This window comes from Companilactobacillus formosensis (assembly GCF_005405305.1).
Taxonomy (GTDB): domain Bacteria; phylum Bacillota; class Bacilli; order Lactobacillales; family Lactobacillaceae; genus Companilactobacillus; species Companilactobacillus formosensis.
Window position 1 is genome coordinate 320,099 of sequence record NZ_BJDU01000001.1, and the last position, 12,740, is coordinate 332,838.

Consider the following 12,740-nt stretch of genomic DNA (forward strand, 5'->3'; position numbering starts at 1 on the left):
TTTATGACGAGATATAAATTGACGATAGCCTACGATGGAACTAAATTTCATGGCTTTCAACGTCAAAATGATTTACGGACAGTTCAAGGAGTTTTAGAAAAAGCTCTGACTAAAATGACTAAGGGTCAACACATTGATGTCATGGGGTCTGGTAGAACGGATGCTGGAGTCCACGCTTTTGGTCAAGTGATCCATTTCGATTATCCAGGACAAATGCCAGCATCGAACATGCTAAAAGCTATTAATTCTTTGATGCCACTGGATGTTTTGGTAAAGGATTCAGAAATAGTCGATGAAAATTTTCATGCTCGCTTTGGAGTTAAGAGAAAAACTTATCAATATCGTGTTGATTGTGGATATTATACTGATCCGTTCAAGCGGTTTTACACAGGCCACTATCCTTATCAAGTCTCTGTGGATAAAATTCAGACAGCCCTCAAGGATTTAGAAGGGGAGCATGACTTTACAAGTTTCGCTGCATCAGGTGGCGTGATCGAAAATAAAGTTAGGACTATCTATTCGGCGACATGCGTGTATAATAAGAACAATGACGAATTAGTTTTCGAATTTACAGGCAATGGCTTCCTATATAATATGGTTAGAATCTTAGTTGCTACTCTGTTAGAGATTGGTAATGGGCGCAGGGATGTACACGATTTCTTGAGATTATTTGAAGTGAAAGACCGTCAAGAAGCACGAGGAACAGCACCTGCTAGTGGGCTATATTTAAAAGAAGTTTTTTACGATTAATCTGTGGATAATTATTGACTTACAATGAAAATCACAGTATTATTGTAACTGGTATTGTTTGCCCCACGATAAGCCCCGGAAACTTATTGAGTTGTCAAACAGACGTAGAAACTGGAGGAAATTAAAGTGCGTACAACACCATTAGCAAAAGCAAGTGAAGTTGAACGTAAATGGTATGTAATCGACGGTGAAGATGTTGTCTTAGGTAGACTTTCATCTGTTGTTGCTTCTATTCTTAGAGGTAAGAACAAACCAACTTACACACCTAACGTTGATACTGGTGATAATGTTATTATCATCAATGCAGATAAAGTTAAATTAACAGGTAAGAAAGCTAAGAATAAGATTTATTATTCTCACTCAGATCACCCAGGTGGGTTGAAGAGTATTAGTGCCGGTGAAAAGAGAGCTACAAAGCCAGAACGCTTTGTTGAAGACTCAATTCGCGGTATGTTACCTAAGAACACTCTTGGTCGTCAAGAAATTAAGAAGTTGCATGTTTATGCAGGTTCAGAACATGGCCATCAAGCACAAAATCCAGAAATGTTGGATATCAACAAACTAATTTAAGGAGGAAAAGAATTTGGCACAAGTATCATACGCCGGAACAGGTCGTCGCAAGGACTCAGTTGCTCGTGTACGCCTAGTACCCGGAAACGGAAAAATTACTATCAACAAACGTGATGTCAAAGATTACATTCCTTTTGACAATTTGATTGCTGATATGAAACAACCTCTAGATGTTACTGAAACAGCAGACAGCTATGACGTTATTGCTAACGTTAACGGTGGAGGCTTCTCAGGACAAGCTGGAGCAATTAGACATGGTATCGCAAGAGCCCTACTTGATGTTGATCCTGATTTCAGACCATCACTTAAGTCAGCCGGCTTCTTAACACGTGACCCTCGTATGAAGGAACGTAAGAAACCAGGTCTTAAGAAAGCCCGTAAGGCTTCACAATTCTCAAAACGTTAATATTTATTTATTTCCAGTTTTGGTTCAAAAACATCTCTCAATGCGAGGGATGTTTTTTTGTTATAATTAAGAAAAAATTGGAGGATATCGATGTTCTGGTTATTACTAGTACTGATTATTATCGTCAATCTATATTTGTATTTTCATTACAGCAAACGCAGTAAGCAAAAAGTTCAATCAATTCTTGATACTCCAGAAATTATTAATGAGATCAAGGAGATAGTTCGCAATCACAACGATTCGAAAATAGTGTTAAAATTGATGCGCGATAAGTACTTCTTGAACACCAAAGAAGCCATTTTAGTCTTAAAGAGGATAAAAGAGGAGAAAAAATGATAGATTTGACAAAGTTATCCACAAGTTATCAAGTAAGGAGACTAAAACCTCAAGATGCTGATCATGTTTTGAAGTTAGTCTTGAGCAATGATAGTTATTATAATTTTTGTCCACCACGTCCTAATCGTCATACTATTTTGGAAGATATTAAAGTTGTTCCTGCCGATAAAACAATGGATGATAAGTATTATGTTGGTTTTTATGAGGAAGATAAATTAGTCGCTGTTTTAGATTTGATCAGTGGTTATCCCGATGAAAAAACTGCTTGGATTGGCTTTTTCATGGTCGATGCTGCTTTGCAGGGCAATGGGATTGGCTCCAAAATATTTGTTGGAATTGAGAATGAATTAACGAAACAAGGTTTGTCGAAGGTAGAATTAGCTTTTGCTAAAGGAAATGCCAAAAGTGAGAAATTCCTTTTGAAGAATGGCTATCAAAAGACTGGGCAAGAACTTAATGTACCTGGCTATACTGTTGTAGTTGTGGAAAAAAAGTTATAGACATTTAAAATCTTTGTAAACAAGACTTAATATTAAGAAAGTATAAAATCTAAACGCCAAGTAGTAGTTGAAGTTATAATATTAATTGTCATTATGTATACAAAGAATTTAAGAGGTCTAAAATGTCATATAAAGTAAATTTTGAAAATATTGAAACAACGGGTCTGGAGGATTCCCCAGTTGCCAAAGATTTAGCTAAATTACGAGCTAATGAGGCCCAGTTTTTTTGGAATAAATATCAACATGAACTAGTTACTATGCCAGCCGATGAAGTACCGGAGATTTTGAATCGGATTGAAGCAATTTTGAAGGAGCGAGATTTAGATTTGCCTTATAAAGCTCTGGAAGTCAGTGACTTTGCTGCCAACAATGTTCGCTGGTCACAAGTTTATTACGATAATGGGCTAGAAGTTAGCGTTATTTATAGTCTTGATAAAAATGGTCGTCATTCGGTCAGTTTTAAATTAGCACATGGAATTGACGTACCAGCTGAATTGAATAAGAAGTTTAAATTTGTTCATCAAAGATCACAAGCGGCGGATAAAATTAGAAGTGCATATTTTATTTTGCAACGTAATTATTAAAAAAAGATATCACTAGGACGGCAACAAGATTGCTGCATCTTAGTGATATCTTTTTTACTTAGCTTGTACCACATCTAAAGTATCAGCTGGAATCCATTCATCGGTAGCGACACGATACATCTTAACTCCGTTAATTTTGGCATAACTATCAGTTCTCCAGCTAGTTTTAGTTGGTAAACTTTTATCTAGATCGGGTCCTTGTGAATCGTAAAGTTCAGCGGTTTTTGTAAGGTTAACGTCCGTTTTAGTATTAATTGGAATATACGGAACACCGCTATCGACTGAAACGAATTCATTAGTTGCTACTTGATAAAAATCGTTATCGTCGATTGAAACGATTCTGTTGAATTTCCAACCAGTATTTGGCCCCAATTCTCTGGTTAACAATTGACCATTGCTATTTATTAGACTAGCTACTTCATTATAGATTCTGACGTAGCCTAATTCATCAGTTTCTACAATATCAAAATCATCAGCAGAAACCCATTTGTTACCGATTTGGTAATATTCTTGACCGTTGATCATCGCAGTTGCTGAGATTGTGATTTCACTGCCATTTACCACAAGATCTTTACCAGTTTCAGCACCAGTTAAGTCATGCAATGAAACTGTACCGACGACTTTTGGAATAATAGTAATTGGTGTGGCTAGTGTATTTACTGTTGGCGTGTTTTCATCATCGTTTGCACTAACGGGTAGCGGATTTTCCTTATAGCTTAATTTGATAACTTGTGGTGCTTGTTCATATTTGCCTTGCAAACTAGTTGTTGGACTCAATAAAGTATAGCCATTTAGACTAGCTTCTTTAGTTAAATCAAAACTATCACCAATCAAATTGCCATTGACTGTTTTAGTCAAAGGAACATCATTTGACATGATTGGATTGCCATTTTGATCAACATATTCGATAGTAACATTAGGATGATCTTGCCAAATTATCGGTTGATCATGCATAACATTTCCAAAAAATGGATTACCTTCCTTTGGCTCGATAGAACCTAAGCTACTATTACCATAAACCAGCATTTTTGAATCGCCATCAGGATGTTGGATTTCATAATATTCATTACCCAAGTATTTCAAATCAGTAGTATCATTCTTGTCATTAACAGTAAAATTATATAGAGTACCGTAATTTCGATAAACATTTTTAGGATTATCAAATAAGTTACCAGAGTTGTCATAAAAAGGATCAGCTTTAAATATGAGTGGTTGACCAATAACGCCATAAATAGTTTTAGGATTATAATTCCAACTATTTGTCCAAGCAATTAAATAACCATTATTAAAGAGACCTTGGAAAAGCTTCATATTTTTTAATGATGAAAAGTCACTAACAGTAGAATTAAAAAAATATACGTCTCCTGTCATACCTAAGTTAGCATATTTAGTTAGCCATGGGGCGATTTCCTTTACATCGTCATTAGTAAAACCGTTAAAAGTTTCGTCGCCATCAAATGAGAATTTATTAGTTATATCTAGATTTAATGTAGAGTCATTTATGAATGCTGGCAAAATAGTAAGATCAGGTATTTGACTAACATTGATTTCTTTTCTAGATGGATCACTATAATTACCGTCTAAAGTTAAACTAGAAAATTTTAGACCGTCTAGTGGGACCAAACTTGGATTAGCTTTTTTATCTGAAGCTAATGTCACTGATAAATCAACAGCATCACTGCTAGGCAACAAATTTAAATATTGCATGCCATCTAAACTTTCAATGGCTTGAGGTAATTCTACTTGATTAGGTAGATCTCCTGAAATAGTAAGTATTGAATTTGATTTGTAATTTTTAATGTCACCGACAGTAATATTATCGCTTGTTTTTATTCCTAAACTAGTTTTGACTAAGGCGGCTAAATTGGGATCACTAAAATTTACTACGGTATCATCAGTTAAATTATTTGGTAAAGCATATGATTGAGTATCATTAGTAATATTGGTTTGACTAACTATCGTAGTTGAAGGCATGGCAATATTAGGTTGACCATCTTGGGCAAGGCCATTATAAATATAAGATTCATTGCTAGGTGGGGTATTTTCTACCGTATATGAATATAAAGGAGTTGTGGGATATGTTACTCTAATTGGATTTTCACTAGAATCCGTTTGTGTAGAAGTATCCGTATTAGATGTTGGAGCCGTACTCGTTGAATCAGATGAGTTGCTGTTATCAGTGATTGATGGATTTGTTTCATTGTTATCGGTAGAAGTTATTGTTGGATTTGTATTCGCGTCTGTATTATCGTCGGTATTTTTGACCGGAGCGGCAGCTGTATTATTAGAATCATTATTGATAGTTGTGGCAGATTGATTATTAGTTACAGGTTCATTTTCCGTCGAAGTCTTTTGATTAGTAGCTGTTGCTAATTGACTATTAGTTGTACCGGATGTTGCTTCATTTTTTGAGACGTTGGTTACCGTAGCAGATTGATTCACTGGATTGGTTGCATCTGCTTTAACGGTTTGTCCAGATAGAATCGTTAATATCATTGCTGAAAAAATTGTTGCTCCTAAATAAATACTTTTTTTATTTGTTAACATATATCATTACTCTTTTCTTAATTCCCTTATTTCTCATAAATAATGTTAGAAAGTATTCAGGAATCTTTCCAATAAAAGGGGAGCAATGTATATTAAAAAAATAATAGGATGTTAAAAACGCTTACTGTCTCTTGCATTCTTAAATTAATACTTATACTAAATGTAAACATGAAGGTAATATAAAAAGACATTAAAATTAATGTCTTTTTGTTTAAAAATAATTCATATTATTTAGTTGCAATATCTGTGTAAATAGTAATTCCGACCATCAACAAGGTGATGAGTACGATTAGTCCAATTACGATGAAATGACGTTTTTTGTTCATCAAGAAAATGGCCGCAAATTCTCGAATTAAAGCATTGGGCAAAAAGTAAAATCGAGTTGGTGCACCGATTCCATTGGCAGCTAAATGTGCCATTTTGGCATAAATTCCAGCTCGAAAGATGTGATAATTGTTGCTGAAAAATTTGATATAAGCTTTGTTGCTGCCAAAATCTTTTTGAATCAGTTCCTTAGAATATTGCATATTTTGCAAAATATTACGTGACTTATCTTCTAGAAGAACTAAGTCTTTGTCCCAACCTTGAGCAATCGCAAAATCGGCCATTGCTTGAGCTTCAGACAATTTTTCGTCGGGACCTTGACCACCAGAAAAGACGATCTTGGGTGCAGGACGACCTTTGCTGATTTGCTTTTGAGCAAATTTGATAGCGGCTTTGATACGATTGCCTAGTAATGTTGAAACTTGGTCTCCGTTGATCAAGCCGGCTCCAAGGACAATTAAGTAATTAGCTTTGTAACGTCGTGGCAAGAATTGATAAAGCAGAACATTTACTAAGAAATTGTAAGAACAAATTATTAAGTAAGTACCAATGACAGGTAGTCCTGCAATTAAAGTATTGAACCAATCGGGTAAAAACTTGGAATGTCCAGCCATGAATAAGTTAGCAAACCATAGAATAATCAAAAATATTGCTAACAGTAATGTCAGCATGTTGGATAAGGTGTGACTTTCTCTTTTCCAAACGATAAACGCATTCCACAAGAGGAGCAGCCACATCATACCCAGAGTAACTACGATTATACCTAAGATGATTAAAAAAATAATTCCCATCGTGGTAATAAAAATTAAATTAGCAGTGCTAAAAATTAGAACCGCTAGTTCTGCTAAAAAACTAAAAAAGAAAATTGTAAAAGTGATTCCATTTATTAATCGGCGTGGTTCATAAAGCCATAATCCCAAGAAAATACCAAAAAGAATTAACGTGATAATCCCCCAATAAACTGATATCCTCTGGAGTTCATTCATGTATGAAACGAGTCCGTTCATAATCCGCCCTCCTATAATCATTCTAATTTTAGCATATTGGATAATTTCTGAAACGTTATTAGCAACGCCTCATTGTTCATGTCATAATGGAAATAGAGGAGGGTTTTAGATGAGTGAAATTAAACTAATTTTGAGTGATATTGACGGAACGATTTTGAATGATGAAAATGTAATCGATACTGGTTTAAAAGCTGCTATTAAGAAATTGCGTCAAAAAGATGTACCTTTTGTTTTAGCTTCGGCTAGATCTCCTGAAGGGATGAAACAAATTGCTTCAGAGCTAGATGTTTTGGATAATCCGATTGCTTGTTATAACGGAGCTTTAGTGGTTAAAGACTTACAAGACAAAAACTATGCCACTATCTTGAGCCATGAATTAAACGTTGCCGAAGTGGAAAAGATGTTTACAATTCTTGACCAAAAATTCCCAGAAATCTCTATTAATTTGTATTCGGGATCTGACTGGTATGTCAAGGATGTGGACAAATGGGTTCAAATGGAAGCTGATATTACCAAAATGAATCCAATCGTAAAAGATTTGCCTGCATTGATAGCAGAACATACTATACCAATTCACAAATTATTGTTGATTGGTGAAACTGAACAGATTCAAAAAGCTTTAAATTATTTTAAGCAGTTGAATTTCTCAGATAGTTCGTTTTACTTGTCAAAACCTAATTATTTAGAGATTACTAATAGTAATGTTTCTAAGGAAAAAGCCCTACGCGAATTAGCTAAAACGTACAATTTGGATTTAGAAAATACGATGACTTTGGGCGATAATTTCAATGATGTACCAATGTTGAAAATGGCTGGGTTAGGCGTTGCAATGCAAAATGCTCCAGTTGAAGTTAAAAAATGTGCTAATGTGGTAACGGAGACTAATAATCGAAACGGAGTCTCAAAAGCTATTGAAAAATACGCTCTCTAGGGGGTTAGTATGATGGAAAAAATTTCAGTTATTAAAGGTGATATCGCCTATTTACCATTTCATGTGGATGCGATTGTTAATGCGGCCAATTCAGCTTTAGTGCCAGGTGGCGGCGTTGATGGAGCTATTAATAAAAAAGCCGGTCCAGATCTTGGTCGAGCCATGTTGAAGTTCGGTGGTACGCCGACAGGAACCGCTGTTTATACGTCAGCATTTGATTTGAACGCTGATTATGTCATTCACGCCGTTGGACCTAGATATCAAGACGGTGAACATGGTGAAGAAGAATTATTAAGCAATGCTTACCAATCAGTTATGAAACTTGCTCAAAAACTAGAAGTCAATTCTTTAGCAATTCCCTTTTTGAGCACTGGTGTTTACGGTTATCCATTAGAAGATGCCGTTAAAATTGCTGTAGAAACGGTAAAGAAGTTCGATTTGGAAGCACGTATTTACTTTGTAGCTTTCGATGAATCGACTGAAGAAATCGCTAAGAAATGTTTGTAATTTTTTAATAAAATTAAATAAATTCAAATTTAACTATTGACAAAAGTAAGATTAAGAATTAATCTCATAACAACAAATTAATTCGTCCATAAACCGATGAGATGGAGATCAAGATTATTGTGCACGCCCAGAGAATTGCCGGTGCTGAGAATGGCAGTCGAACGCAGATAATTAAATGGACCATCGAGGGTTTCCCCGAAATTATAGTACGGGAAGACGTCAGGCATACGTAAGTTGTCGGGAGGATGTTGGTCCTTCGCTAAGAGTAATGGATGAAGAATTTGAGTATATTTTTTGGTATACTCTATTTTTCTCCATTAAAATAAGGTGGCACCGCGGGTAATCCGTCCTTAAACTTAATTGTTTATGGACGGATTTTTTTTATTCTCAAGGAGGCTTTTTTATGAAAAATAATAGACGATGGCAAACTTCAAATTAACTAACAAACTATTAATTTGGAGGATTTCGAAAATGAAAGAAATGCAAAAAGATACAACTGATATTAGAAAATACGGTCAATTCGGTGGCCAGTACATTCCTGAAACTTTAGTCAATGAGATCAATGCTGTTTCTAAAGCTTATAATCGTTACAAAGATGATCCAGAATTTTTGGCAGAATTTCATGATTTATTAAACAATTATGCTAACCGACCATCATTACTATATTACGCAGAGAAGATGACTAAAGACCTCGGTGGAGCAAAAATTTATTTGAAACGTGAAGACTTGAATCATACTGGAGCTCACAAAATCAACAACGTTATCGGACAAGCTTTAATTGCCAAGAGAATGGGCAAAACACGTTTGATTGCTGAAACTGGAGCCGGTCAACATGGTGTCGCTACGGCTACAATTGCAGCATTGTTCGGGATGGAATGTGAAATTTTCATGGGAAAAAAAGATACCGAAAGACAAAAATTGAACGTTTATCGAATGCAATTACTCGGTGCCAAAGTTCACGCGGTTACTAGTGGTTCGATGGTCTTAAAGGATGCCGTCAATGCCACAATGCAAGAGTGGGCTAGTCGAGTTGATGATACCTTTTACATTTTAGGGTCAGCCGTTGGACCTTATCCGTTCCCTGAAATGGTACACGATTTTCAAAGTGTCATCAGTAAAGAATCAAAGCAACAAATTTTAGAAGCAGAAGGTAAGTTACCAGACATGGTCGTTGCTTGTGTCGGTGGCGGTAGTAATGCTATCGGTAGTTTTGCCGATTATATTGATGATAAAGATGTTCAATTAATTGGTTGTGAAGCAGCAGGAAAAGGCATCGATACTGACCAAACCGCTGCAACGATTGAACGTGGATCAGTTGGAATTTTTCACGGGATGAAGTCGCTCTTCTTACAAAATGACGACGGCCAAATTGATAAAGTTTATTCCATTTCAGCGGGACTTGATTATCCAGGTGTTGGGCCAGAACATGCCCGTTTAGCAGAACTAAAACGCGCTCAATACGTTGGAATTACAGACGATGAAGCAGTCAATGCTTTTGAATACATTGCCAAAACTGAAGGCATCATTGCAGCAATTGAAAGTTGCCACGCTTTAGCTTACGTTCAAAAAATTGCTCCGAAAATGTCTAAAGACCAAATCATTATTTGTACAGTTTCTGGACGTGGAGATAAAGATGTTTCATCAATTGCTAAGTATAGAGGGGTAAATATCGATGACTAATTTAACTGAAGTATTCCAAAATAAAAAAGCTTTCATTCCATTCGTTGTGGCTGATGATCCAAATTTTGACACGACTGTTGAAAGTATTTTAACGTTATCCAAAAATGGGGCTGATATTGTGGAATTGGGAATTCCATTTTCTGATCCAGTGGCTGACGGGCCAGTGATTCAAGCGGCAGATTTAAGAGCCTTTAGTGCTGGCGTTAACACAGATACTGTTTTTGAAATTGTTGAAAAAGTTAGGGAATCTAGTTCGGTACCGCTAGTTTTTCTAACTTACGCCAATATTCCGTTTAAGTATGGCTATGACAAATTTTGTCGAAGATGCCAAGAACTATATATTTCTGGTTTAGTTATTCCCGATTTACCTTTGGAAGAACAAGCCGAAATCAAACCCTATGCTGATGAATATGACATTGCCCTGATTCCTTTGATTGCTCCAACTTCAGCTGACAGAATCGAAAAAATAGCTCGCAATGCTACTGGATTTATCTATGTGGTGTCATCCCTTGGTGTAACTGGAATTAGGGATGAAATTGCTATTCAAAATTTATCAGAGACTATTGCTAGGATTCGCCAAATGACTGATGTGCCGGCCGCAATTGGTTTTGGAATCCACTCGCCAGAACAGGCACGCAAACTATCTGAAATTGCTGATGGAATTATTATTGGCAGTGCGGTAGTCAAAATTATTTCTGAAGGTGGAATTGACGTGCAAAACCAGCTGGTACAATACACGCAATCAATCAGAGAAAACTTATTTTAATAAAAAGAAAAAAATACTTATTGATTCATTCAAGAAACAATATTACAATTAATTTAATTTATTTCTAATTTATGGAGGGTATTTATGATGGATTACAGTTATTTTCAAGTAAACGAGCAGTCTTTGGAAGTCGAGTTTCCCGAACAGATCAACGTTGAAGAAAATAAACTAATCCAAAATATAGCTCGTGAACTAATCGAACAAAAGGCGGTTGGGGTTACGGGTGTCATACCTGCATATCATACGTTAACCGTCAATTTTGATTTTGACTTAACTTCTTTTAAAGAATTAGTTAATCAAATTGATGAAATCATTGTAAATTATAGTGAACTAACAAAAACGGGCAGGTCAATTATTGAACTGCCTGTTTTTTATAGTCCAAAATATGGTCCAGACTTAGAAGATGTGGCTAAGTTTGCTTCTATCAGTGTTGAGGAATTGATTAAACTGCATTCAGGGACGGATTATTTCATTTATATGATGGGCTTTTTGCCAGGATTCGCATACATGGGTTCAGTTCCTGAAGAAATTGCTATGCCAAGACTTGAGATTCCTCGTAAAAGTATTGCTCCGGGTAGCGTCGGTATTGCAGGAGCCCAGACAGGAATGTATCCAGTCGAATCTCCTGGTGGATGGCGTATATTAGGGCGGACTCCAGTTAAACTGTATGATCCAGCCCGACCACAATTAAAATATCGATCTGGCGATTATATTCGTTTCGTTCCCATCGATGAAAAAGAATATCAGAGAATCAAGCAGTTGGATGCTGCCGGTAAGTATTCATTAAAGGTGATTAAGGAAGGAGACATTGATAATGGCTAATTTTGTTCGTGTTATTCAACCAGGGTTGTCGACTACTGTTCAAGATTTGGGACGTCCTAATCATCAAATTGAAGGTTTTCCTGAATCTGGTGCAATGGACAGGTTTAGTTATAAATTGGCTAATTTGCTAGTCAATAATCATCGCAATTCAGCTTCCTTGGAGTTTGTCTCAACCGGTCCGACTTTACGATTTGCTTGCGATTCCTTTATCGCTTTAACTGGTGGCAAAGTCAATGCTACTTTGAACGGTCAACCGATATTGCAAAATGAAGTAATAGAAGTGGCTGATGGTTCAATTTTAAAAATCGGTCCAGTGATTGAAGGTAATTACGGCTACTTAGCTTTTTCAAACGGTGGTGTTATTACTCAACCAGTTTTGGATAGTCGCTCAACAACTTTACGAACAAAAATGGGTGGACTTGATGGACGAGCGTTAGAAACTGGTGATACGATACCGATTCGAGATAGCGTAGTGATGCCTAGTTTAAGTTCTCGAAAAATCGTAATTAAATCAAAAAAAGTTACTGAGATTCATTTCGTCAAAGGACCGCATTGGGAGATGTTTTCGCGAAAAGCTCAAGAACAGTTCCAAAGTGAAATCTATCAAATATCAGAACAGATGGATCGAATGGGTTATCGCCTCAATGGTCCTAAATTAGAAGTTCCTAAAAAGAGCTTGCTGTCAGAGGGAACAGTTTTGGGCAATATTCAGATTACTCGTGATGGTAGTCCGATTGCTCTATTGGCCGACCGTCAGACGACTGGTGGTTATCCGGTGATTGGAACGATTATTCGTGCTGATTTGAATAGATTTGTCCAGATGAAACAAGGTCAGCAATTCAAATTTGTTTTGACGGATATAGATACAGCAGTTGAAAAATTAGTTCAGCAGCAAAAAGTTATTAACGATACTTTTGAAAAATGGTATGCCGGACGCTACATCGAACCGATTGGACCAATTAGACGAAATGCCATCAAGATTAGTCGCTTGATTCAGGCTAACAAATAGG

14 protein-coding genes and 1 other annotated feature are annotated in these 12,740 nt (G+C 36.3%); of the genes, 12 read left to right on the forward strand and 2 right to left on the reverse strand.

Annotated features, from left to right (window positions below; translation table 11 throughout):
- Window positions 1-3 precede the first annotated feature (3 nt).
- The 6 genes from truA to FFM65_RS01615 all read left to right on the forward strand — a co-directional run bounded on the left by truA (window position 4) and on the right by FFM65_RS01615 (window position 3,146).
- Entirely contained in the window at window positions 4-750 is a 747-nt protein-coding gene (gene truA, locus FFM65_RS01590) for a tRNA pseudouridine(38-40) synthase TruA (RefSeq protein ID WP_119317324.1), read from the forward strand.
- Window positions 751-876: 126 nt separating this feature from the next.
- Window positions 877-1,320, forward strand: coding sequence for a 50S ribosomal protein L13 (gene rplM / locus FFM65_RS01595; RefSeq protein WP_119317325.1), 444 nt, complete (start codon window positions 877-879; stop codon window positions 1,318-1,320).
- 13 nt (window positions 1,321-1,333) lie between these two features.
- Entirely contained in the window at window positions 1,334-1,726 is a 393-nt protein-coding gene (rpsI, locus tag FFM65_RS01600; protein ID WP_010018559.1) for a 30S ribosomal protein S9, read from the forward strand.
- A gap of 90 nt (window positions 1,727-1,816) precedes the next feature.
- The gene (locus FFM65_RS01605) at window positions 1,817-2,062 is read left to right on the forward strand and encodes a hypothetical protein (RefSeq protein ID WP_119317326.1); all 246 of its coding nucleotides are present in this window, start codon (window positions 1,817-1,819) and stop codon (window positions 2,060-2,062) included.
- Window positions 2,059-2,562, forward strand: coding sequence for a GNAT family N-acetyltransferase (locus tag FFM65_RS01610; protein WP_119317327.1), 504 nt, complete (start codon window positions 2,059-2,061; stop codon window positions 2,560-2,562). The genes FFM65_RS01605 and FFM65_RS01610 overlap by 4 nt, the downstream gene beginning before the upstream one ends.
- Before the next feature lie 122 nt (window positions 2,563-2,684).
- A complete protein-coding gene (locus FFM65_RS01615; RefSeq protein ID WP_119317328.1) occupies window positions 2,685-3,146 on the forward strand; it encodes a DUF8821 family protein in 462 nt (153 codons plus the stop codon).
- A 54-nt stretch (window positions 3,147-3,200) separates the two neighbouring features.
- Here FFM65_RS01615 and FFM65_RS01620 read toward each other — a convergent pair whose 3' ends face one another.
- Both FFM65_RS01620 and FFM65_RS01625 read right to left on the reverse strand, forming a co-directional pair.
- Window positions 3,201-5,693: an SLAP domain-containing protein gene (locus FFM65_RS01620; RefSeq protein ID WP_119317329.1), complete on the reverse strand. Its 2,493-nt coding sequence runs from the start codon at window positions 5,691-5,693 to the stop codon at window positions 3,201-3,203.
- A 227-nt stretch (window positions 5,694-5,920) separates the two neighbouring features.
- On the reverse strand, window positions 5,921-7,024 hold the full coding sequence (locus tag FFM65_RS01625) for a YdcF family protein (protein ID WP_119317330.1): 1,104 nt from the start codon (window positions 7,022-7,024) through the stop codon (window positions 5,921-5,923).
- 109 nt (window positions 7,025-7,133) lie between these two features.
- Between FFM65_RS01625 and FFM65_RS01630 the strand changes: the two genes are divergently transcribed.
- From FFM65_RS01630 to FFM65_RS01655, 6 genes are all read left to right on the forward strand, one after another.
- Window positions 7,134-7,955: a Cof-type HAD-IIB family hydrolase gene (locus FFM65_RS01630; protein WP_119317331.1), complete on the forward strand. Its 822-nt coding sequence runs from the start codon at window positions 7,134-7,136 to the stop codon at window positions 7,953-7,955.
- Between the two features lie 9 nt (window positions 7,956-7,964).
- Window positions 7,965-8,462, forward strand: coding sequence for a macro domain-containing protein (locus FFM65_RS01635; protein ID WP_371851264.1), 498 nt, complete (start codon window positions 7,965-7,967; stop codon window positions 8,460-8,462).
- An 87-nt stretch (window positions 8,463-8,549) separates the two neighbouring features.
- Window positions 8,550-8,817 (forward strand) — a binding site (T-box leader).
- 116 nt (window positions 8,818-8,933) lie between these two features.
- Window positions 8,934-10,142 carry a tryptophan synthase subunit beta gene (gene trpB / locus FFM65_RS01640; protein WP_119317333.1) on the forward strand — a complete coding sequence of 403 codons (1,209 nt, stop codon included), beginning with the start codon at window positions 8,934-8,936 and terminating at the stop codon, window positions 10,140-10,142.
- Window positions 10,135-10,908 carry a tryptophan synthase subunit alpha gene (trpA, locus tag FFM65_RS01645; RefSeq protein WP_119317334.1) on the forward strand — a complete coding sequence of 258 codons (774 nt, stop codon included), beginning with the start codon at window positions 10,135-10,137 and terminating at the stop codon, window positions 10,906-10,908. Before trpB ends, trpA begins: the two co-directional genes overlap by 8 nt.
- An 84-nt stretch (window positions 10,909-10,992) precedes the next feature.
- On the forward strand, window positions 10,993-11,730 hold the full coding sequence (gene pxpB / locus FFM65_RS01650) for a 5-oxoprolinase subunit PxpB (RefSeq protein WP_307722441.1): 738 nt from the start codon (window positions 10,993-10,995) through the stop codon (window positions 11,728-11,730).
- On the forward strand, window positions 11,723-12,739 hold the full coding sequence (locus FFM65_RS01655) for a 5-oxoprolinase subunit C family protein (protein WP_119317335.1): 1,017 nt from the start codon (window positions 11,723-11,725) through the stop codon (window positions 12,737-12,739). The genes pxpB and FFM65_RS01655 overlap by 8 nt, the downstream gene beginning before the upstream one ends.
- Window position 12,740 lies beyond the last annotated feature (1 nt).

What these genes read in the sequence shown, in the direction of transcription:
- truA (WP_119317324.1), top strand. Translation starts at nt 4, where the DNA reads ATGACGAGATATAAATTGACGATAGCCTACGATGGAACTAAATTTCAT.
- FFM65_RS01605 (WP_119317326.1), top strand. Translation starts at nt 1,817, where the DNA reads ATGTTCTGGTTATTACTAGTACTGATTATTATCGTCAATCTATATTTG.
- FFM65_RS01610 (WP_119317327.1), top strand. Translation starts at nt 2,059, where the DNA reads ATGATAGATTTGACAAAGTTATCCACAAGTTATCAAGTAAGGAGACTA.
- FFM65_RS01615 (WP_119317328.1), top strand. Translation starts at nt 2,685, where the DNA reads ATGTCATATAAAGTAAATTTTGAAAATATTGAAACAACGGGTCTGGAG.
- FFM65_RS01620 (WP_119317329.1), bottom strand. Translation starts at nt 5,693, where the DNA reads ATGTTAACAAATAAAAAAAGTATTTATTTAGGAGCAACAATTTTTTCA.
- FFM65_RS01625 (WP_119317330.1), bottom strand. Translation starts at nt 7,024, where the DNA reads ATGAACGGACTCGTTTCATACATGAATGAACTCCAGAGGATATCAGTT.
- FFM65_RS01630 (WP_119317331.1), top strand. Translation starts at nt 7,134, where the DNA reads ATGAGTGAAATTAAACTAATTTTGAGTGATATTGACGGAACGATTTTG.
- FFM65_RS01635 (WP_371851264.1), top strand. Translation starts at nt 7,965, where the DNA reads ATGATGGAAAAAATTTCAGTTATTAAAGGTGATATCGCCTATTTACCA.
- trpB (WP_119317333.1), top strand. Translation starts at nt 8,934, where the DNA reads ATGAAAGAAATGCAAAAAGATACAACTGATATTAGAAAATACGGTCAA.
- trpA (WP_119317334.1), top strand. Translation starts at nt 10,135, where the DNA reads ATGACTAATTTAACTGAAGTATTCCAAAATAAAAAAGCTTTCATTCCA.
- pxpB (WP_307722441.1), top strand. Translation starts at nt 10,993, where the DNA reads ATGATGGATTACAGTTATTTTCAAGTAAACGAGCAGTCTTTGGAAGTC.
- FFM65_RS01655 (WP_119317335.1), top strand. Translation starts at nt 11,723, where the DNA reads ATGGCTAATTTTGTTCGTGTTATTCAACCAGGGTTGTCGACTACTGTT.